At 75.5% G+C, this 18,382-nt stretch carries 20 protein-coding genes and 1 pseudogene; 10 read left to right on the top strand and 11 right to left on the bottom strand.

Features of this window, described 5'->3' with window-relative positions:
- Positions 1 to 36 precede the first annotated feature (36 nt).
- The 3 genes from CKY47_RS16135 to CKY47_RS16125 all read right to left on the bottom strand — a co-directional run bounded on the left by CKY47_RS16135 (position 37) and on the right by CKY47_RS16125 (position 1,751).
- The gene (locus CKY47_RS16135; RefSeq protein WP_306746628.1) at positions 37 to 333 is read right to left on the bottom strand and encodes a hypothetical protein; all 297 of its coding nucleotides are present in this window, start codon (positions 331 to 333) and stop codon (positions 37 to 39) included.
- A 25-nt stretch (positions 334 to 358) separates the two neighbouring features.
- Positions 359 to 574, bottom strand: a complete 216-nt coding sequence (locus tag CKY47_RS16130; protein WP_306746627.1) for a hypothetical protein — start codon at positions 572 to 574, stop codon at positions 359 to 361.
- Positions 575 to 866: 292 nt separating this feature from the next.
- Entirely contained in the window at positions 867 to 1,751 is an 885-nt protein-coding gene (locus CKY47_RS16125; protein WP_306746626.1) for a LysR substrate-binding domain-containing protein, read from the bottom strand.
- Positions 1,752 to 1,822: 71 nt separating this feature from the next.
- On the opposite strand from CKY47_RS16125, the gene CKY47_RS16120 reads away from it, so the two are divergent.
- The 4 genes from CKY47_RS16120 to CKY47_RS16105 are packed head-to-tail and all read left to right on the top strand — an operon-like array spanning position 1,823 to position 5,324.
- On the top strand, positions 1,823 to 3,040 hold the full coding sequence (locus CKY47_RS16120) for an acetyl-CoA C-acetyltransferase (protein ID WP_306746625.1): 1,218 nt from the start codon (positions 1,823 to 1,825) through the stop codon (positions 3,038 to 3,040).
- Entirely contained in the window at positions 3,037 to 3,843 is an 807-nt protein-coding gene (locus CKY47_RS16115; protein ID WP_306746624.1) for a CoA transferase subunit A, read from the top strand. The genes CKY47_RS16120 and CKY47_RS16115 overlap by 4 nt, the downstream gene beginning before the upstream one ends.
- The gene (locus tag CKY47_RS16110; protein ID WP_306746623.1) at positions 3,827 to 4,471 is read left to right on the top strand and encodes a 3-oxoacid CoA-transferase subunit B; all 645 of its coding nucleotides are present in this window, start codon (positions 3,827 to 3,829) and stop codon (positions 4,469 to 4,471) included. Before CKY47_RS16115 ends, CKY47_RS16110 begins: the two co-directional genes overlap by 17 nt.
- Before the next feature lie 19 nt (positions 4,472 to 4,490).
- Positions 4,491 to 5,324: a class I SAM-dependent methyltransferase gene (locus tag CKY47_RS16105; RefSeq protein ID WP_306746622.1), complete on the top strand. Its 834-nt coding sequence runs from the start codon at positions 4,491 to 4,493 to the stop codon at positions 5,322 to 5,324.
- Here the strand turns inward: CKY47_RS16105 and CKY47_RS16100 are convergent.
- From CKY47_RS16100 to CKY47_RS16085, 4 genes are all read right to left on the bottom strand, one after another.
- Positions 5,321 to 6,091, bottom strand: coding sequence for a hypothetical protein (locus CKY47_RS16100; RefSeq protein ID WP_306746621.1), 771 nt, complete (start codon positions 6,089 to 6,091; stop codon positions 5,321 to 5,323). The two genes, CKY47_RS16105 and CKY47_RS16100, sit on opposite strands and share 4 nt — an antisense overlap.
- Positions 6,092 to 6,267: 176 nt before the next feature.
- Positions 6,268 to 7,221: an anti-sigma factor RsbA family regulatory protein gene (locus tag CKY47_RS16095; protein ID WP_306746620.1), complete on the bottom strand. Its 954-nt coding sequence runs from the start codon at positions 7,219 to 7,221 to the stop codon at positions 6,268 to 6,270.
- Positions 7,218 to 8,039, bottom strand: a complete 822-nt coding sequence (locus CKY47_RS16090) for an MEDS domain-containing protein (protein WP_306746619.1) — start codon at positions 8,037 to 8,039, stop codon at positions 7,218 to 7,220. The genes CKY47_RS16095 and CKY47_RS16090 overlap by 4 nt, the downstream gene beginning before the upstream one ends.
- A 31-nt stretch (positions 8,040 to 8,070) precedes the next feature.
- Positions 8,071 to 8,694: an L-threonylcarbamoyladenylate synthase gene (locus CKY47_RS16085; protein WP_306746618.1), complete on the bottom strand. Its 624-nt coding sequence runs from the start codon at positions 8,692 to 8,694 to the stop codon at positions 8,071 to 8,073.
- Between the two features lie 394 nt (positions 8,695 to 9,088).
- Between CKY47_RS16085 and CKY47_RS16080 the strand changes: the two genes are divergently transcribed.
- Positions 9,089 to 9,898 carry a YVTN family beta-propeller repeat protein gene (locus tag CKY47_RS16080; protein ID WP_306746617.1) on the top strand — a complete coding sequence of 270 codons (810 nt, stop codon included), beginning with the start codon at positions 9,089 to 9,091 and terminating at the stop codon, positions 9,896 to 9,898.
- Between the two features lie 59 nt (positions 9,899 to 9,957).
- On the opposite strand, the gene CKY47_RS16075 is transcribed toward CKY47_RS16080, so the two are convergent.
- Complete coding sequence (locus CKY47_RS16075; protein WP_306746616.1) at positions 9,958 to 10,116, bottom strand: hypothetical protein; 159 nt, start codon at positions 10,114 to 10,116, stop codon at positions 9,958 to 9,960.
- Here CKY47_RS16075 and CKY47_RS36925 point away from each other — a divergent pair.
- Positions 10,057 to 10,341: pseudogene (locus tag CKY47_RS36925) on the top strand (alpha/beta hydrolase family protein); the annotation flags it as partial. The gene CKY47_RS16075 and the pseudogene CKY47_RS36925 sit on opposite strands and share 60 nt — an antisense overlap.
- A 523-nt stretch (positions 10,342 to 10,864) precedes the next feature.
- Here CKY47_RS36925 and CKY47_RS16070 read toward each other — a convergent pair.
- A complete protein-coding gene (locus tag CKY47_RS16070) occupies positions 10,865 to 11,443 on the bottom strand; it encodes a DUF4386 domain-containing protein (protein ID WP_306746615.1) in 579 nt (192 codons plus the stop codon).
- Positions 11,444 to 11,538: 95 nt separating this feature from the next.
- On the opposite strand from CKY47_RS16070, the gene CKY47_RS16065 reads away from it, so the two are divergent.
- On the top strand, positions 11,539 to 12,186 hold the full coding sequence (locus CKY47_RS16065) for a TetR/AcrR family transcriptional regulator C-terminal domain-containing protein (protein ID WP_306746614.1): 648 nt from the start codon (positions 11,539 to 11,541) through the stop codon (positions 12,184 to 12,186).
- Between the two features lie 19 nt (positions 12,187 to 12,205).
- Here the strand turns inward: CKY47_RS16065 and CKY47_RS16060 are convergent, their stop codons facing one another.
- Entirely contained in the window at positions 12,206 to 14,782 is a 2,577-nt protein-coding gene (locus CKY47_RS16060; RefSeq protein ID WP_306746613.1) for an AfsR/SARP family transcriptional regulator, read from the bottom strand.
- Positions 14,783 to 14,848: 66 nt separating this feature from the next.
- Here CKY47_RS16060 and CKY47_RS16055 point away from each other — a divergent pair, with 66 nt between their 5' ends.
- Positions 14,849 to 15,652, top strand: a complete 804-nt coding sequence (locus tag CKY47_RS16055; protein WP_306746612.1) for a siderophore-interacting protein — start codon at positions 14,849 to 14,851, stop codon at positions 15,650 to 15,652.
- A gap of 13 nt (positions 15,653 to 15,665) precedes the next feature.
- Here CKY47_RS16055 and CKY47_RS16050 read toward each other — a convergent pair whose 3' ends face one another.
- On the bottom strand, positions 15,666 to 16,283 hold the full coding sequence (locus tag CKY47_RS16050) for a TetR/AcrR family transcriptional regulator (protein ID WP_306746610.1): 618 nt from the start codon (positions 16,281 to 16,283) through the stop codon (positions 15,666 to 15,668).
- A gap of 92 nt (positions 16,284 to 16,375) precedes the next feature.
- On the opposite strand from CKY47_RS16050, the gene CKY47_RS16045 reads away from it, so the two are divergent.
- Together CKY47_RS16045 and CKY47_RS16040 are read left to right on the top strand one after the other, a co-directional pair.
- A complete protein-coding gene (locus CKY47_RS16045) occupies positions 16,376 to 17,302 on the top strand; it encodes an NAD(P)-dependent alcohol dehydrogenase (protein WP_306746609.1) in 927 nt (308 codons plus the stop codon).
- 148 nt (positions 17,303 to 17,450) lie between these two features.
- Positions 17,451 to 18,362, top strand: coding sequence for a hypothetical protein (locus CKY47_RS16040; protein ID WP_306746608.1), 912 nt, complete (start codon positions 17,451 to 17,453; stop codon positions 18,360 to 18,362).
- Positions 18,363 to 18,382 lie beyond the last annotated feature (20 nt).

Genomic DNA, 18,382 nt, shown 5'->3' with positions numbered 1-18,382 from the left:
TGGATCATCACGGATCGCACTGCGGTCGCACACCGCCTACGACCGCAGGACGACCCCGGGCCGCCCGCGCTCGTGTGCGGTGGGGACCGGCGCGGGGAGCGCCTCCGGGCCCGCGGGAAGGGCGGAGTCCACCCCCGGCTTCCGCACGCGCACCACCACGAAGCCGCCTCCCGGTGCCCTGAGCAGCGGACCGCAGGTGCCCAGGGGGTCGGAATGCCCGTCGTCCCCCTGCCCGAGCGCCCCGACGCCGAGCAGCTCCGCACGCTCGCCGAGGACCTGCTGCGCCGCGTCCGCGCCGCCGAACCGCGTGCGCCGGCGCTCGTCGCCGAGCACGCCCCGGACCTCCCCGCCGACGGCGTCACGCCGGCCGCCGCGCGCCGAGGGCGTGGTCGACCGGCCCCTCCCGGCGGGCGACCGCGAGTCCGAGGCCGGCCGCCGCCTGGCGCTCGCCCTGGCGCGGGTCGACGTGCGGCCGGCCGTGGACCCGTCCTGCCGGGAACCCGGCGCGCACGCCGCGCCGACCGGCGGCGAGTCCGTCCAACCGGGCCGCTACGGGGACCTGCTGCTCTGCCACCTGACCGGCGGTGAGCCGTACGTGCACGACTTCGGGCCGCGGCACGGCCCGGTGCGCGACTTCGTCGACGACCGCGGCGACCGGGTGGCCCTGGTCGGCCTGGTGGACCGGGACGCGGTCGCCTCGGTCGTGCTGCGTCGGCGGGACGCGCCCGACCTGCCGGCCGTGCTCGCCGGCGGCACCCTGGTGATCGCGTCGCCGGACCTGCGCGAGCGGGACCGGTCACCGAGCGAGTGGTGGCGTTCGACGCCGCCGGGGACGTCGTGGCAGACCTGCCGCACAGCGGCAGCCGTCAGCGGACCAGGCCCCGGAGCACCGCGACGGCGTGGGCCGGCGCGGGGGCCTGGTCGTCGGCCCGGACGGCGGCCACGAGGTCGATGCGCGCCGCGCCGCCGGACAAGGGCCGGTGGGCGACGCCCGGCACCCCCAGCCGGGCCACCGGTTCGGGCACCACGGCGATCCCCAGGCCGGCGGCGACGAACGTGACCAGGGTGGAGGTCTCGGCGACCTCGTGGCGCACGCGCGGCGCGAAGCCCTCGTCCCGGCACAGCGCGAGCACGGTCCCGTGCATCACCGACCCGCCGGACGCGTGCACGACCAGGTCCTCGCCGCGCAGGTCCGCCACCCGCAACCGCTTGCGCGCGGCCAGGGGGTGCCGATCGGGCAGCACCACGATCAACCGGTCGGTGCGCAGGGTCTCCAGCCGCAGGGCCGGCTCGTCCACCGGCGGGCGCAGCAGCGCCAGGTCGATCTCGTGCCCGAGCAGCGCCGCCACCTGGGCGGGCACGAGCATCTCGCCGCGGAACGCGACGTCGATGCCGGGGAAGTCCTCGCGCAGCGCGCGGGCGAAGGCGGGCAGCAGGCTGTAGGTCGCCGACCCGACGCAGCCGACCACGAGCCGCCCCTGCACGCCGGACGCCACGCGGCGCGCCTCGTCCGCCGCGTCGTCCACCTCCGCCAGGATCGCCCGCACCCGCCGCAGGTAGGCGGCGCCGGCGTCGGTCAGCTCGACCCGCCGCCTGCTCCGGTCGAACAGCCGCACGCCCAGCTCCTCCTCCAGCCGCCGGATCTGCTGGGACAGCGGCGGTTGGGCCATGTGCAGCCGGGCGGCGGCGCGGGTGAAGTGGCGCTCCTCGGCGACGGCGAGGAAGTAGCGCAGGTGGCGCAGCTCGGTCATACCCACAGCGTCTCAGAAGCGACGAGACGAGTATTTCCGCGTATCAGTGCTCGTCGCCTACGGTCGGTGGCATGAGCGATGTCGTGATCTGCGAGCCGATCCGCACCCCGGTCGGCCGGTTCGGCGGGGCGCTCGCCGCGCTCGACGCCACCGACCTGGCCACGACCGTGCTGGCGGAACTGGTGCGCCGCACGGGGCTCGGCGAGGGCGACGTGGACGACGTCGTGCTCGGCCAGTGCCACCCGAACGGCGAGTCGCCCGCCGTCGGCCGGGTCGCCGCGCTCGACGCGGGCCTCGGCACGGCGGTGCCCGGCCTCCAGGTCGACCGTCGCTGCGGCTCCGGCCTCCAGGCCGTCCTGTACGCCGCGGGGCAGGTCGCGACCGGCGCGGCCCGGCTGGTCGTCGCCGGGGGAGTGGAGTCGATGTCCCGGGTGGAGCACTACGCGCTGGACCTGCGCACCGGCGTGAAGCAGGGCGGCGTGCAGCTCGTGGACCGCCTCGACCGCGCACGGGTGACGGCCGGCGGTCGGAGCCACCCGGTGCCCGGCGGGATGGTGGAGACCGCCGAGAACCTGCGGCGCGAGTACGGCATCGCGCGCGAGGAGCAGGACGAGCTGGCCGCCCGCTCCCACCGGCGGGCCGTCGCCGCCCACGAGGCCGGCCGGTTCGCCGACGAGCTGGTGCCGGTCACCGTCCCCGGCCGGCGCGGCGCGCCCGGCGCGGTGGTGGACCGCGACGAGCACCCGCGCCCCGGGACCACGGCGGAAGGGCTGGCCGCGCTCACGCCGGTGCGGCTCGCGCTCGACCCGGAAGCCACCGTCACCGCGGGCAACGCGAGCGGGCAGAACGACGGCGCCGCCGCGTGCGTCGTCACCACCCGGGACGAGGCCGGGCGGCGAGGGCTGCGCCCGCTGCTCGCGCTGCGGTCGTGGGCGGTGGCGGGCGTCGGACCGGAGGTGATGGGCCTCGGCCCGGTGCCCGCGACGGAGGCCGCGCTCGCCCGCGCCGGGATCACCCTCGCCGACGTCGACGTGATCGAGCTGAACGAGGCGTTCGCCGCGCAGGTGCTGGCCTGCCTGCGCGAGTGGGGGCTCGACCCGGAGGACGACCGGCTCAACCCCAACGGGTCCGGCATCTCGCTCGGGCACCCGCTGGGCGCGACCGGCGCGCGCGTCCTGGCCACGATGGCGCACGAGGTGCGGCGGCGCGAGGCCCGCTACGCCCTGGAGACGATGTGCATCGGTGGCGGCCAGGGGCTCGCCGCGGTCTTCGAGCGGGTCGCCCCGTGAGCCGCGACAAGGTGGTCGCCACCGCGGCCGAGGCGGTCGCCGACGTCGCCGCCGGGTCGAGCGTGGCGGTCGGCGGCTTCGGCCTCGCGGGCATCCCGTGGTTCCTCATCGAGGCGCTGCTGGAGCAGGGCGCGGGCGACCTCACCGTCGTGTCGAACAACTGCGGCGTGGACGGCGCCGGGCTCGGCCTGCTGCTGGAGCGGCGGCGGATCAGCCGGGTCGTCGCCTCCTACGTGGGGGAGAACAAGGAGTTCGCCCGGCAGTACCTCTCCGGCGAGCTGACCGTGGAGCTGACCCCGCAGGGCACGCTCGCCGAGCGGCTGCGGGCGGGCGGCGCGGGCATCGGCGCGTTCTACACCCCCACCGGGGTCGGCACGCTCGTCGCGGAGGGCGGCCTGCCGTGGCGCCACCACCCGGACGGCACGGTCGCCGTCGCCTCGCCGCCGAAGGAGGTGCGCTCCTTCCACGGCCGGGAGATGGTGCTGGAGGAGTCGATCGTCACCGACGTCGCGCTGGTGCGCGCCGCGGTCGCCGACCGGGCGGGCAACTGCGTGTTCCACGCGGCGGCCCGCAACTTCAACCCGGCGGCGGCGATGGCCGGCCGGCTCACCGTCGTGGAGGCCGAGCGCGTCGTGGAGGTCGGGGGGATCGGCCCGGACGAGGTGCACCTGCCCGGCGTGTTCGTCCAGCGCGTCGTGCCGCTCACCCCGGAGCAGGCGGCGCGCAAGGGCATCGAGCAGCGGACCACGCGGGGCGAGCGCCCCGACGCGGGCGAGGAGGTCCGACGTGCCCTGGACGCGTGACGAGATGGCGGCCCGCGCCGCCGGCGAGCTGGCCGACGCCGAGTACGTCAACCTCGGCATCGGCCTGCCCACGCTGATCCCCGACCACCTGCCCGCCGGGTCGGCGGTCACCCTGCACGCGGAGAACGGCATCCTCGGCGTCGGCCCCTTCCCCTACGAGGACGAGGTCGACCCCGACCTGGTCAACGCGGGCAAGCAGACCGTCACCGTGCTGCCCGGCGCGTCCTACTTCGACTCCTCCACCAGCTTCGCGATGATCCGCGGCGGGCACGTCGACACCGCCGTCCTGGGCGGCATGCAGGTCTCCGCCGCCGGCGACCTGGCCAACTGGGTGGTGCCCGGCTCGATGGTCAAGGGCATGGGCGGCGCCATGGACCTCGTCTCCGGCGCCGGCCGGGTGATCGTGCTGATGGAGCACACCACGCGGCGCGGCGAACCGAGGCTGCTGGGCTCGTGCACGCTGCCCCTGACCGGCCGCGGCGTGGTCTCGCGGGTGATCACCGACCTGGCCGTGCTGGACGTCGCCGGCGGCGCCTTCCGGGTGGTGGCGCTGGCGCCCGGCGTGACCCTCGACGAGGTCGCCGACCGGACCGACGCGCCCGTGGAGGACGCCACTGCGGCAGGATGACCGCCGGGGGTGGTGGAACGTGCCCGAGGGGTGGCAGTGGGACGGCACGCTGTTCCGGGGGAGCGCGGCGCACTACGAGCGCGGCCGGCTGCCCTACGCGCCGGGCTTCGCCGGCGCGGTGGCCCGGGCGCTCGGGTGGGACGGCCGGGGCCGGGTCCTCGACGTCGGCTGCGGGCCGGGCACGGTGACGCTCGACCTGACCCCGTTCTTCACCGAGGCGATCGGCCTCGACCCGGACGAGGACATGCTGGCCGAGGCCGGGCGGCGGGCCGACCGCCTCGGGGTCTCCGGCGTGCGCTGGGTGACCGGCCGCGCCGAGGACCTGCCGGCCGGTCTGGGGGAGTTCCGGGCGGTGGTGTTCGCCCAGTCCTTCCACTGGACGGACCGCGACCGCGTCGCCGCCGCCGTGTTCGGGATGCTCGCGCCGGGAGGCGCGTTCGTCCACGTCGGCGACCTCGAGGAGCCGCTCGCAGGAGCGAACCCGCTGCCGCTGCCCGTCCCGCCGTACGAGGCGATCGGCGAGCTGGTGCGCCGTCACCTCGGCCCGGTGCGCCGCGCCGGGCAGGGCACGCTCCCGCACGGCACTCCGGGCCGTGAGGACCTCGTCCTGGCCCGCGCGGGGTTCGAGGGCTTCGGGCGGCTCGTCGTGCCGGCCGGGCAGGTGGTCGAGCGGACCGAGGACGACGTCGTGTCGTGGGTGTTCTCCCGCTCCTCCTCCGCCCCGCACCTGTTCGGCGACCGGCTGGGCGACTTCGAGCGCGACCTGCGCGCGCTGCTGCGCCGGACCTCGGCGGACGGCTTCGCCGAGCACGTGCCGCCCACCGAGGTCATGACCTGGCGCAGGCCCGGCTAGCAGCCGATCCGGCGGGAACCCAGCGCGATGTCGTCGTACCAGAGGTCGTAGGCGCCCTCGTTCGGCTGGTACAGCTGCCAGCCGATCTTCACCGTGTCGAAGCGCGGGAACAGGAAGTCGACCTGGTTGCCGCCGTGCTCGCGGGTGGAGACGGTGAGGTCGGGGCGCGGCTCGCCGTCGAACCACAGCTCGATCCGGTTGTCGGTCGCGTCCATGCGCCACTCGACGCACTGCCAGCGACCGGCCTCGGAGGGCGCCGACTCGCGCCAGTTCGTCCAGTCGCCGGTCGGGCCGCCGTCCGCGCCCACGCCCCACAGCGCCCGGTCGAGCGTGGGCACGTACTGGCCGCCGAGCGGGCGCACGACCTCCGGCCCGTCGCCGGTGGCCTCGACCAGCGTGTAGTGCGCCCAGTCGGGCTGCGCCGGGAACCCGGCGACCTTGACCCGCACCCGGCCCCAGAAGCTGTTGCCGGGCGCGCTGAAGTCGTCGACCTTGAGGAACGCGCGGCCGTTGCCCTCGGCCCGCACGTGCAGCACCTTCTGCCCGCGCCGGTCGCGCTCGACCTCCAGCGAGCCGTTCTTCGTGTCCACGCCCCACCGCAGGCTGGTGCCCGCGCCGGTGGGGACGCGCTGGAAGTCCTCGCAGAACAGCAGGCCGGGCCGGTCGCACGTGCCGGGCCGGTGGTCGGCGGGGCCGGCCGCGGCGACCGGGAGGGCGACGACCGAGAACAGGGCGGCGAGAACCGCCGACGACAACCGCTTCCGCACGGGGGGCTCCTTCTGCGCTGAGGGGGCAGAAGGCAAGCTAGCCGCTCTGGGAACGCTCCCATACCCCTGACCGGCGGCATCGGGGTTGATCTCCGACGCGTCGGGTCGGGTCCGGTGGGGTCGGGCCCGGTGGGGTCGGGCCCGGGGGATCAGGCCTGGGGGATCAGGCCCGGGGATCAGGCCCGGGGGAGGTCGCCCGCGACCAGGCGGACGGCGAAGCCGCTCTCGTCGCGGCGCAGCGCGACGTGCGCGCACAGCTGGTGCACCAGCCACAGGCCCAGGCCGCCGAGGTCGCGGTCCGGGGCGGGCAGCAGGCCGGCGAACGGGTCGGTGGGCCCGGCGCCGGTGTCGTGGACCTCGACGACCACCCGGTCGCGGTCGGCCCACACCCTGAGCCGGACCGGCGGCGAACCGTGCCGCACCGCGTTGGTCGCCACCTCGCTGACCGACAGCAGCAGGTCCTCGAACTCCGCCGCGGGCAACCGGGCCCGGTTCGCGTCCGCGACCGCCCGGCGGGCCTCGGCGGACGTGCGGACGACCACGTCGGCCAGCGGTGGCGTGGACTCGATGGGGAGGGGCGCCGCCGGTCGCGGTTCGGCGAGGAACGCGGGCGGCGGCACGTAGTCGCCGACGGTCCGGCGCCCGCCGCCGGCGGTGAGGGCGAACGGGTGCGTGCGGGCCACGTCGTCGAGCACGTGCCGCGGGGTGTCGCGGGTGTCGTAGAGGCACATGCTCCGCAGCGGGAAGTCGTCGTAGGCGTGGTTGACCGCGGACTCGTAGCGGGCCCACCAGTCCCACGAGGTGGTCAGCGCCGCCTTCGGGACCTCGCCGGCGATGCGGATGCCGCGCGCGCCGTCGGCCACGAACCCGGCCATCATCTCCCGGTAGGACCGGATCGCGGAGGCGGGGCGTGCGTAGACGTCGTCGTTGGCGGTGAACACCACCCCGGCCGACCGGGGGAGCGCCGAGCGCACCAGTTCCGACCGCTCCGGCGTCAGCGACACCACCGTCGGCTCGCCCGCCTCCAGCCCGTCGAGCAGGAACGGCACCACGACGGACAGCAGGTCCTCGTCGGAGGCGTAGTAGGCGGCGGAGTGGTCGTAACCCCGGCCGTGGGCGTCGGTCCTCATCGCACCTGCTCCACGCGGACCCGGGCCACGCCCAGCAGGCGGAGGAGGTGCCCGGGGTGCGACAGCGGCGTCCGCAGCACCACCGTCGTCCCGCGCCGCTCGGCGTGCCCGGCCAGGGCGAGCAGGTTGCGGTGGTCGACGAACTCCAGCCCGGCCGCGTCGACGACCACCTCGCCGTCGGTGGCCGGCAGTTCCGCGCGTTCCAGCGCGAGTGGCCACAGCTCGCGCGCCTCCGCGTCCAGCCGCCCGGCCAGCGCGGCGGACGCGCCGTCGCGCGCGTGCAGGTGGAACGGCGCGGTGGCGTCGTCGGCCGGCGGGTGCAGGCAGGCGAGCTGCGCGATGGCGTCGTCCCCCAGTTCGGTCCGGTCGTAGGCGCACATCGCGGACATCGGGTGGGTGGCCATGTAGCGGTCCGCCAGGTGTTCGTAGCGCGCGAACGCGTCGAGTCGGTCGGGGGTGCGCACCAGCGACGTGGCGTCGGCGGCGACGCGGAGGCCGGTGAACCCGTCCCCCAGCGCCTCCTCGGTGGCCGCCGCGTAGGCGCGCACCTGCTCCCGCGGGTCGATCACCGCGCCGGAGGGGTAGGCGGCCTCGGGCGGGGCGACCCGCACGGCGCCGCGCCGCAGGTCCTCGTCGAGGACGCCGGTGGCGCGCAGCCGCCGGGTGACGCCGCCCGGGTCGCCGGGGGCCACGTACTGGACGCGTTCCCCCTTGGCGAGGCCCTCGGCCAGGAACTCCGCGGCGTGGACCTCGAACTGGGCCCGGTCCTCGAAGCGGTGGCACCGGTGGAGCGGGTCCGGCGGCGCGGGCGACTGCATCGGACGATCCTATGCCACCGGGTCGCCGGGGTCAGGCGTCGAAGCGCGACGGGTCGCCCGCGCCCACGCGGACCACCTCGGGCTCGCCCTGCGAGAAGTCGACCACCGTGGTGGGTTCGGTGCCGCAGTCGCCGGAGTCCAGCACCGCGTCCACGAGGTGGTCCAGGCGCTCCTTGATCTCCCAGCCCTGCACCAGCGGCTCCTCCTGGTCGGGCAGCAGCAGCGTGCTCGACAGCAGCGGCTCGCCCAGTTCGGCCAGCAGGGCCTGCGCCACGGGGTGGTCGGGGATGCGGGCGCCCACGGTCTTCTTCTTCGGGTGCATCAGCCGGCGCGGCACCTCGGTGGTGGCCGGGAGGATGAACGTGTAGCTGCCCGGCGTGGCCGCCTTGATCGCCCGGAACACCGAGTTGTCCACGTGCACGAACTGGCCCAGCTGGGCGAAGTCGCGGCACATCAGCGTGAAGTGGTGGCGGTCGTCGAGGTGGCGGATCCGGCGGATGCGGTCCAGGGCGTCCTTGTTGCCCAGGCGGCACCCCAGCGCGTAGCAGGAGTCCGTCGGGTAGGCGATCAGCCCGTCCGCCTTGATCAGCGCGACCGCCTGGTCGATGGCCCTGCGCTGAGGGTTCACCGGGTGCACGTCGAAGTACCTCGCCATGCGGGGAGCCTATGCGCGTCGCCCCGCGGCGCGCGCGGACACCCCCGCCGCGGGCCGGTCCACACCTGTGATCGGCGATTCCCTCCGCTCGACCTGTTAGCGGGGTTTGCCACCCGACGAGGCGAATCAGGTGGTCCTCACCCTGCGGAACCGACCACCGGGCCATTGATGTCAGGTGTCCGGTCGGCAGTGGTGCGGCCCCTGGAAGGGCGCGGACGCCGACGTTCGCGAGCGAGGGCCGCAAGCCCGGCTCGCGGAGGTTCTTCGCGCTACGTCGCGGCGCTGATCGCCACACGTCCCCAGGATGAGGAAAGTCATGACCAGGGTGTCGTCCGAGATCGATTCCTATTCGCGGTTGGTCGTTCGTCCATTCCTGTCCGCCCGATCGGGGGTAGTGCTCGTCGTCGTCGCCGCGCTGTTGACACTCTCGCCGGCGTCGGCCGACTTCTACCCCTCCCGGGTGAAGGTCTTCGTCGCCAACAGCGGCTCCGACTCGGTGACGGTCTACGACACGCGCCTGGCCGAGGTGGTGGCCACGGTGCCGGTCGGCCGCAACCCGTACGGCGTGGCCGTCACCCCGACCCACGCCTACGTGGCCAACTTCGGCTCGGACACGGTCACCGTCGTGGACGTGGCCACCGACAAGCCGGTCCTCGACGTCCCGGTGGGTCGCTTCCCCCACTCCGCCGCCGTGAGCCCGGACGGCAGGCGCGTCTACGTGACCAACAACGGCGACCGCACCGTCACCGTCCTGGACGCCGGCAGCCACAAGCCGGTGGCCACGATCCCCGTCGGCCTGTACCCGGCGGGCGTCGCCGTCAGCCCGGACGGCGCACGGGTGCACGTGGCCAACACCGGGTCGAACTCGGTGACCGTCATCGACGCCGACGACGACCGCCCGGCCAGGACCACCCCGGTCGGGAAGGCCCCGCTGGGCGTCGCGGTCACCCCGCGCGGCCAGGTGCACGTGGCCAACACGGGCGCCGACACCGTGTCCGTCCTGACCCCGGCAGGCGACCCGGTCGGCCCGGCGGTCCCCGTGGCCCACCTGCCCGAGGGCGCGTCGGCCGACCCCGACGGCAGCCGCGTGTACCTGACCAACACCGGGGCGGGCCTGATGTCCCTGCTGGACCCCGTGTCGGGGAGCGTCGTGGCCACCGTGCCCGTGGGCGAGCAGCCGGAGGGCCTCGCCGTCACGTCGTGATCCCCGACGGGCGCGGCGGCGATGTCGCGGAAGCGCCACGCCCGCCCGCGCCGACCGGTTCACTGTTCGTGGAGGTGGTGCGCGTGGGTGACGTGGTGTTCGCCGGTCCGGGCGTCGAGCTGGCCGGTGCGCTGGACGTGCCGGAACGTGGCGGGCCGGTGCCCGGCGTGGTCCTGGTCGGAGGCTCCGGGCCGTCCGACCGCCACAACGACGTCCACTTCCCGCCGATCCGCCGGCACCTGGTGGACGCCGGGATCGCGGTGCTGTCCTACGACAAGCGCGGCGTGGGCGGGTCTTCGGGGAACTGGCTGGACGGGACGCTGGACGACCTGGCGGCCGACGCCGCCGCCGCGCTGGACTTCCTGCGCGCGCGGCCCGGTGTCGCGAGCGCCGGGCTGTTCGGCCACAGCGAGGGTGGCTGGGTCGTGCTGCGCGCCGCGACCGCGCGGGACGACGTGCCGTGGGTCGTGGTGAACGGGTGCCCCCATGACGCCCGCCCTCCAGGACCGCTACGGCCTGGAGAACGAGCTGCGCCGCGACCTGTCCCCGGACGACGTGACGGCCGCGCTGGACCTCCACGACCGCCTCGTCGAGGCGGGCAGGCACGGCGCGGACTTCGCCGAGGCGACCGCCTGGTCCGCTCCTCGCGGCTGCCGCCGGCCGTCACCGCCTACACGGAGGGCGTGGACGAACGCCTCTGGGGCTTCCTGTGCCGCAAGCAGGACCACGACCCCGCGCCCGACGTGGTGGCCCTGCGCTGCCCGCTCCTGGCGGTGTTCGGCGGCGCGGACGCGGTGGTGCCGGTCGCCGGCAGCGCGCACCTCCTCGCCGCCGCCGCGACCCACCCCGACCGGTTGCCCGGCGCGACCCTGACCGTGCGCGTCTTCCCGGGCGCCGACCACCGCGTGCGGGTCGACGGCGGTCCGGCCCCGGCTACCGGGAGGCGCTGGTCGACTGGATCACCGGTCACGCCTGAACGGTCCGCCGCACGACGGGGTCGTGGACCGGGACCGCGGGGAAGCCCTTCACGAGCAGCAGCACGCCCAGCGCCACCTCGAACAGGCCGCCCGGCACGGACAGCGCCACGCCGACCCGGTGCCCGAGCACCTCCAGCACGGCCCCGAGCAGGAACACCGCGTAGCCGACCGCGCCCCACACCGCCAGGGCGCGCGGCACGAGCCGGGCGCGGAGCAGGGTGCGGCAGAACAGCACGCCGACGGCGCCCGCGAAGATCATCGCGAGTTGGTACGCGTAGTGGTCGCCCTCGTTCGCGGACGTCCCGAGCAGGAAGACGATCCCGACGGCCAGCAGCACCGCCTCGACCGCGCGGCCGGTCAGGTAGGCGTGCGCGGTGAGTTCGTCGTGCGGCCTGAGCACGGGCAGCGCCAGCACGCCGATGCCGACGACCACGGCGGAGTTGACGAGCATCAGCAGCGCGCCCGCCGGGACCGATCCGGCCCCGACCAGGGCGGTGCCCCCGCCGTACGCGAAGAACGCCAGCAGGAACAGGGCCCCGACGGCCCGTCCGGTGGTTCTCGGTGACATGGCTCCCGCCTTCCAGCAGGTCACTGACCTTACTTAGTAAGGTGGACGGTAACGTACTAAGTAAGTCGTTGTCACCGCGCAGTCGGGGAGGTCACATGCCGGGGAACCGCGCCCCGCTCAGCCGGGAACGGGTGCTGCGCGCCGCCGTCGCCATCGCCGACGCGGGCGGCCTCGGGACGTTGACGATGCGCTCCCTCGCCCGGGAGCTCGACGTCAAGCCCATGTCGCTCTACCACCACGTCGCGAACAAGGACGAGATCCTGGACGGGATCGTCGACCTCGTCTTCGGCCTGATCGACCTGCCCTCACCCGACGGCGACTGGCGGCACGAGCTGCACCGCCGGTCCACCTCCGCCCGTCGGGTCCTCGGGCGCCACCCGTGGGCGGTGGGGCTGCTGGTGTCGCGCACCGCCCCCGGCCCCGCCACGCTGCGGCACCACGACGCGGTCGTCGGCACCCTGCGCCGGGCCGGTTTCCCGGTGGACCTGACCGCCCACGCGTTCGCGCTGCTCGACAGCTACGTGTACGGGTTCGTCGTCCAGGAGGCCGCGCTGCCCTTCCGGGGCGACGACGGCGCGGCCGACGTGACCGGGCGGATCATGGAGGGGTTCTCGCCCGGCGACTACCCGCACCTCGTGGAGATGGCGACCGGGCACGTGCTGCTGCCGGGCTACGACTTCGGCGACGAGTTCGGGTTCGGGCTCGACGCGGTCCTCGACGCCATCGCCGGGTGGCTCCGGTGACCCGTCGGCGCCCGACCGGTCAGAGCTTGGCCCGCACCCGCGCCGCCTCGGGGTGCCCGAGGTCGCCGAGGACGGCCAGGGACTCGTGCCACGCCGCGCGCGCCGCGTCCGGGTCGCCCGCCGCGCGGTGCGCGTCGCCCAGGCGGTCCAGGGTGGCGGCCTCCTCGTAGCGCTCGCCGAGCGACCGGTACAGCGGCAGCGCCTCGCGGAAGTGCCGCACCGCGCGGTCGTGGTCGCCGAGGCGGTGATGGGCCAGGCCGAGGCTGTCCGAGGTGACCGCCCGGCCCAGGACGTCGCCCAGGTCGGTGAACATCGCCAGCGCGCGCCCGCACGGCTCCAGCGCCGGACCGGCCTCGCCGAGCGCCAGGTGGAACCAGCCGACCGCGTTCAGGGCCGACGCCAGGTCCGTGGAAGGCCCGAGTTGGTCCAGTTCGGACAGCGCGGAACGCATGCGCGCCAACGCTTCCGGGTAGCGGGACGCCGCTTCGGCGACCGCGGCCAGGTTGCGGTGCACCGCGGCCCGGCCGCGCGGGTCGTCCACCAGGTCCAGGGCGCGGTGCAGGTAGGACTCGACGCGCGCGAGGTCGCCCGCCACGGCCGGCGCTCCGCGCACCTCCTCCCAGTACCCGGCGGAGCGGCAGAACACCATGATCGCCTGCGGTATCCGCCACGCGTGGTCGAAGCCGTGGAGCGCCGCCCGGGGGATCGTCGCGAACAGCGTCGCGCGTTCGGCGTCGAACCACGCCAGGGCGTCCTCGCGGGTGGCGATCGGGGGTGTGACGACGCCGGGCAGGGGAGCGGTGGTGTCGGTGGGGCGGTGCGGGAAGACGGCCCGGTTGCCCGCCAGCGCGCCGTGCAGGTAGTGGTCCAGCAGGCGGTGCACGGCGGCCTGCGCCTCGGCCGCGTCCAGCAGCCCGGCCCGGTCGCCCGCGTACTCGTGCACCAGGTCGTGGAACGAGTACCGGCTCGGGGCGTGCTCCACGAGCAGGTTCACCCGGCCCAGCTCGGCCAGGGCGGCGCGCGCGGCGCGCGGTGGCACGGCCGCCAGGCTCGCCGCCGCCCGCACCGACACCTCCGGACCGGGGTGCGCGCCCAGCAGGTCGAACATGCGGGCGGCCTCCGCGCCCAGCCGCTCGTGCGACCAGGAGAACACGGTCCGCACGCTGGTCGACGCGTCGCCGCTGTCCAGGGCCTCCAGGCGGGCCTCGGCGAGCTCGCCGGCCAGCGCTCGCAGCGGGAACGACGGCTGCACGGCGGCCCGCGCGGCGACCACGGCCAGCGCCAGCGGCAGCCCGGCGCAGTGCGCGACCAGGTCCCGCACCGCCCCCGGTTCGGCGGCCACCCGGTCCGCGCCGATCCGACGGCGCAGCAGCTCCCCGGCGGCGTCCTCCTCCAGCACGCCCAGCACCAGCGGCACCGCGCCCTCGCGGGCCACCAGGCCGGTCAGCGCGTCCCGGCTGGTCACCACCGCCAGGCACCCCGGCACGCCCGGCAGCAGCGGGCGGACCTGCTCGCTGTCGCGCGCGTTGTCCAGCAGCACCAGCACCTTCCGCCCCGCCAGCACGCCCCGGTACAGGGCGACGCGCGCGGCGGGCGTGGCCGGCACCCGTTCCGGCGGCACGCCCAGCGCGTGCAGGAACCCCAGCACCGCCTCGTCCGGCTCCAGCGGCACCCCGGTCGGGTCGAACCCGCGCAGGTTGACGTACAGCTGCCCGTCCGGGAACCGCTCGGCCACCTGCTGCGCCCACCTGACGGCCAGCGCCGTCTTGCCGACGCCTGCCGGACCGGTGATCGCGGCGGTGGTGAACTCCCCGTCGTCCAGCCCCTTCGCGAGCCCGTGCAGCTCCTCGTCGCGCCCCACGAACAGCGGCGCGTGCACCGGCACCTGGCGCGGCGGGGGCGAGGCGTCGCCGGTATCGGCCAGGATTCCCCGGTGCAGCTCCTGGAGTCGCGGCCCGGGGTCGACGCCCAGTTCGTCGGCCAGCAGCGCGCGCACCGACCGGTAGGCCGCCAACGCCTCCGCCTGCCGCCCGGAGGCGTGCAGCGCCCGCACCAGCAGGCCCCAGAACCGCTCGTCGAACGGGTGCTCGCGGGTCAGCGCCCGCAGTTCGGCGACGACCGAGTCCGCGCGCCCGGCCGCCAGGTCGGCCTCGACGCGCCGTTCGACCGCGGTCAGCCGCTCCTCCACCAGCGGCGCGACGTCCTCGCGGTGCAGCACGTCCGAGCGCACGTCCGACAGCGGCTCGCCGCGCCACAGCTCCAGCGCCGCGGCGTGGTGGCCCTCCCCGACCAGGGAGCGGAAGCGGTGCAGGTCCAGTTCGTCGACCTCGGCGACGTACCCGCCGGGAGCGGTGCGCACCGCGTCCACCGGTCCGAGCGACTGCCGCAGCCTGGTGACCACCATGTGCAGCGCCGCGCGCGGGTTGGCCGGCGCGTCGTCCCACAGCCGGTCCACCAGCTCGTCGACCGCGACCACCCGGCCGGCGCGCAGCAGCAGCGTCGCCAGCAGCACCCGGGCCTTCCCGGCGGGCACCACGACCGGCTCGCCGCCGCGCCGCACCTCCAGCGGGCCGAGCACGCGGAATTCCGTAGCCATCGAATTGATCCTAGTCACGCGTACGGTGGGGGACGACCGACCGAATGGACGAGCGGAGCACGGGTCATGGCGTTGTACGGACGGGTCGCGCGGACCGAACGGCTCACGCGGGAGATGGTCCGCGTGGTCCTCGGCGGCGAGGGGTTGGCCGGGTTCGAGACCGGTCCGTTCACCGACAGCTACGTGAAGCTCGTCTTCCCGCTGCCCGACGTGGTCTACCCCGAGCCGTTCGACCTGCGCGAGGTGCGCGCGTCGTTCCCGCGCGAGCGGTGGCCGAGGACCCGCACGTACACCGTGCGGTCGTGGGACCCGGCGGCCCGGGAGCTGACCATCGACTTCGTCGTGCACGGCGACGACGGGATCGCCGGTCCGTGGGCCGCCAAGGCGCAGCCCGGGGACGTGCTGCACTTCGCCGGTCCGGGCGGCGGGTACGCGCCGTCCGCCGAGGCGTCCTGGCACCTGCTCGCGGGGGACGAGAGCGCGTGGCCGGCCATCGCGGCGGCCGTGGAGGCGTTGCCGGCGGGTGCGCGCGCGACGGTGCTCGTCGAGGTCGAGGGGCCGGCCGACGAGCAGGTCGTGCGCAGCGCGGGCGAGGTGGACCTGCGGTGGCTGCACCGCGCCGGCGGGACGCGCGGGCGGCTGGTCGTGGACGCGGTGCGCGGGCTGGATTTCCCGGCCGACGGGGTGCAGGTCTTCGTGCACGGCGAGGCGACCATGGTCAAGGAGCTGCGCGGGCACCTGAAGCTGGAGCGCGGCGTGGCCCGGGAGCGGATGTCGATCTCCGGGTACTGGCGGCTCGGCGCGGACGAGGACGGCTGGCAGTCGTCCAAGGGCGAGTGGAACCGGCAGGTCGAGCAGGAGCAGGGCTGATCGGGGGGGCGGGTCAGCCCAGCACGTCGAGCAGGCCCAGCGGGGTCGGCGGCGGGAGCGGGTCGTTCGCCTGGAACGCCTGGAGGAAGAAGGCGACCAGGCGGCGCGACGCCGCCACCGCCGCCTCCACCGAGTCGGTGACCAGGCCGTTGTTGGCCATCAGCACGAGGGTGAGGTCGTCGAGCGCGAAGTCGGGGCGCAACCTGCCCGCCTCCTTGGCCCTGGCCGCCAGCGCGGTGAACGCCTCCACGGCACGCGCGCGCCGCTCGTCCACCGGCACGGCGTCGGGGAACGCGCTGAGGAACGCCGCGCTGAACCCCCGGTCCCGCGCCTGCATCTCGCACAGCACGGTGACCACCCGGCAGAACCCGTGCCACGGGTCGGGGTCGTCCAGCGCCTCGTGCACCACGGACGTGCAGTGGTGCAGCTGGTCGGTGAACACCTCCGTGACCAGGGCCTGCCTGGTGGGGAAGCGCCGGTAGAGCGTCGCCACGCCCACGCCGGCGCGGCGGGCGATGCCGGACATGGACGCGGTCAGGCCGTGCTCCGCGAACGCCTCCCGCGCGGCGGCCACGACGCGGTCGCGGTTGTGCTGCGCGTCCGCGCGCAACCGGGTGGTCCCACCAGCCATGTCCCTCACTTTACGGCAAGTGGAGTGGGCTCTCCGGTTACCGTGTTAGCGTCGAAGTGGAAGGTGCGTTCCACTTCGCCCGGAGGGCCGTGATGAGGGCAGTGCTGTTCGACCGGTACGGACCGCCGGAGGTCCTGTACGAGGGCACCGTGCCCGACCCGGTGGTGAAACCCGGTCACCTGCTGGTGCGGGTGCACGCGGCCAGCGTCAACGGCGGCGAGCCGACCGCCCGCGCCGGCGGGTTGAAGCTCGTGCTGGGGCCGCGCTTCCCCAAGCGCACGGGCGTGGACTTCGCCGGCGAGGTCGTGTCCGGTCCGGGCTTCGCGCCCGGCACGCCCGTCTGGGGAGCGCTGCCCAGGGGCACGTTCGGCAGCGCGGCCGAGTACGTCGCCGTCCACCCCCGCCAGGTGGCGACCGCCCCCGCCGGCCTGGACCTCGTGCGGGCCGCCGCCCTGCCCGGCGTCGGCACCACGGCCGTCACGGCGTTGCGCGACAAGGCCCGACTGCGCCCCGGGGAACGCCTCCTCGTGCGCGGCGCCACCGGCGGCGTGGGCCACGTCGCCGTCCAGTTGGGGCGCGCGTACGGCGCGCACGTCACCGCCCTGGCGTCCGCGGCCAACCTGGACCTCGCCCGCTCGCTGGGCGCCGACGAGGCCGTCGACTACCGCACCGACCCGGCGGACCTGGGCACGTTCGACGTGGTCCTGGACACGCACGGCAGCGACCTCCGCGCCTACCGCCGCCTGCTCCGGCCGGGAGGCCGCATGGTCGCCATCGCGTTCCGCTCGGCGGCCGACGTCGGCTACCTGCTCGCCTCGACCGCCCTCGGCCCCCGCCGCGCGCGGTTCTTCAGCGGCAACCCGAGGACCGACCTGTTCGCCGACCTGACCGCGCTGGTGGAGGACGGCTCGGTCGAGCCGCTCGTGGACACCGTCCACCCGCTCTCCGGCGCCGCGACCGCGCACCGGGCGCTGGAGACCGGCGGCGGGCGCGGCAAGCACGTGCTCCGGGTGCGTTGACCTCCCTCGCCGGACCGGTCACCTATAGGTGAGTGATGCAGATCGCCCTTAGGTGAGTGATCCACTGCGCTGTGTGTCCGACCGTAACGCGGTGTCGCGCATTGCGATGAACGGCCTAACACCCGTTCAGTCCACCCTGGAGCGCACAGTGATCGAGAACTCGTCGGCCGGCCTGGTCGTGCTCCAGGCCGAGGTGACCGTGACGGTGACCCGCGAGGAGCACCACCAGGACGCGTTGGCCCCCTACGCCGTCGCGCCGGGGCGGGAGCGGCGGGTGGCCGTCGAACTGGCCTGGTGCACCATCGCGTCCGGCAGGCACCAGGGGGAGCGGGCCGTCGAGGTGCGGCTGGACGGCCGGCGGGTCGGCGAGCTGACGCACCTGATGTCGCAGCGCTACGCGGGACTGGTCGCGCAGGTGACCGGGCGGGGCGCGCGGCCGGGGTGCGAGGCCGCGGTGCGGGCCGGTGTGCGTGGGCTGGAGGTCGTGCTCCGCCTGCCGCGCGACACGAGCGGCGTCGTGCCGTTGCGGCAGGAGCCGACCGCCGTGTTCGCGCCGCCGCCCCTGCCGGCACCCGCCCCGGCGGCACGGCCGTCGCGCCGGCCCGTGTGGATCGCGGCGGCGGCCGTGGTGTTCGTGTTCGTCCTCATCGGGGCGCTGGCGGACAAGGAGTCGCCGTCCACCGCCAACACCGCCGCCGACATCACCACCGCCGCCCGCACGACGACCACCACGCCCACGACCACCACCAGCACGCCCACGACCACCACCAGCACGACGACCACGACGACCGCCCCGCCGCCGCCCGCCCAGCCCGAACCCCAGCCGAACCCGCAGCCCCAGCCGCGGCCGAACCCGCAGCCGGCGCCGCCCGCCCCCGCTCCGGCGCCCGTCCAGGGCTGCCACGCCGGCTACACGCCGTGCGTGCCCATCGCGAGCGACGTCGACTGCAAGCCCGGCAGCGGCAACGGCCCGGCGTACGTGACCGGCCCGATCACCGTCATCGGCCCCGACGTGTACGGCCTGGACTCGGACGGGGACGGCGTCGGCTGCGAGAAGTAGGTCGGCCGCGAGAAGCGGAA

Origin of the sequence: Saccharothrix longispora (assembly GCF_030852425.1) — a bacterium.
GTDB lineage: Bacteria > Actinomycetota > Actinomycetes > Mycobacteriales > Pseudonocardiaceae > Actinosynnema > Actinosynnema longispora.
This window is presented reverse-complemented; position numbering and strand designations above follow the sequence as displayed.

Coding starts and splice junctions, on each gene's coding strand:
- CKY47_RS16125 (WP_306746626.1), bottom strand. CDS start 1,751: ATGACCGAGCTGCGCCACCTGCGCTACTTCCTCGCCGTCGCCGAGGAG.
- CKY47_RS16120 (WP_306746625.1), top strand. CDS start 1,823: ATGAGCGATGTCGTGATCTGCGAGCCGATCCGCACCCCGGTCGGCCGG.
- CKY47_RS16095 (WP_306746620.1), bottom strand. CDS start 7,221: ATGAGGACCGACGCCCACGGCCGGGGTTACGACCACTCCGCCGCCTAC.
- CKY47_RS16090 (WP_306746619.1), bottom strand. CDS start 8,039: ATGCAGTCGCCCGCGCCGCCGGACCCGCTCCACCGGTGCCACCGCTTC.
- CKY47_RS16085 (WP_306746618.1), bottom strand. CDS start 8,694: ATGGCGAGGTACTTCGACGTGCACCCGGTGAACCCTCAGCGCAGGGCC.
- CKY47_RS16070 (WP_306746615.1), bottom strand. CDS start 11,443: ATGTCACCGAGAACCACCGGACGGGCCGTCGGGGCCCTGTTCCTGCTG.
- CKY47_RS16065 (WP_306746614.1), top strand. CDS start 11,539: ATGCCGGGGAACCGCGCCCCGCTCAGCCGGGAACGGGTGCTGCGCGCC.
- CKY47_RS16060 (WP_306746613.1), bottom strand. CDS start 14,782: ATGGCTACGGAATTCCGCGTGCTCGGCCCGCTGGAGGTGCGGCGCGGC.
- CKY47_RS16055 (WP_306746612.1), top strand. CDS start 14,849: ATGGCGTTGTACGGACGGGTCGCGCGGACCGAACGGCTCACGCGGGAG.
- CKY47_RS16050 (WP_306746610.1), bottom strand. CDS start 16,283: ATGGCTGGTGGGACCACCCGGTTGCGCGCGGACGCGCAGCACAACCGC.
- CKY47_RS16045 (WP_306746609.1), top strand. CDS start 16,376: ATGAGGGCAGTGCTGTTCGACCGGTACGGACCGCCGGAGGTCCTGTAC.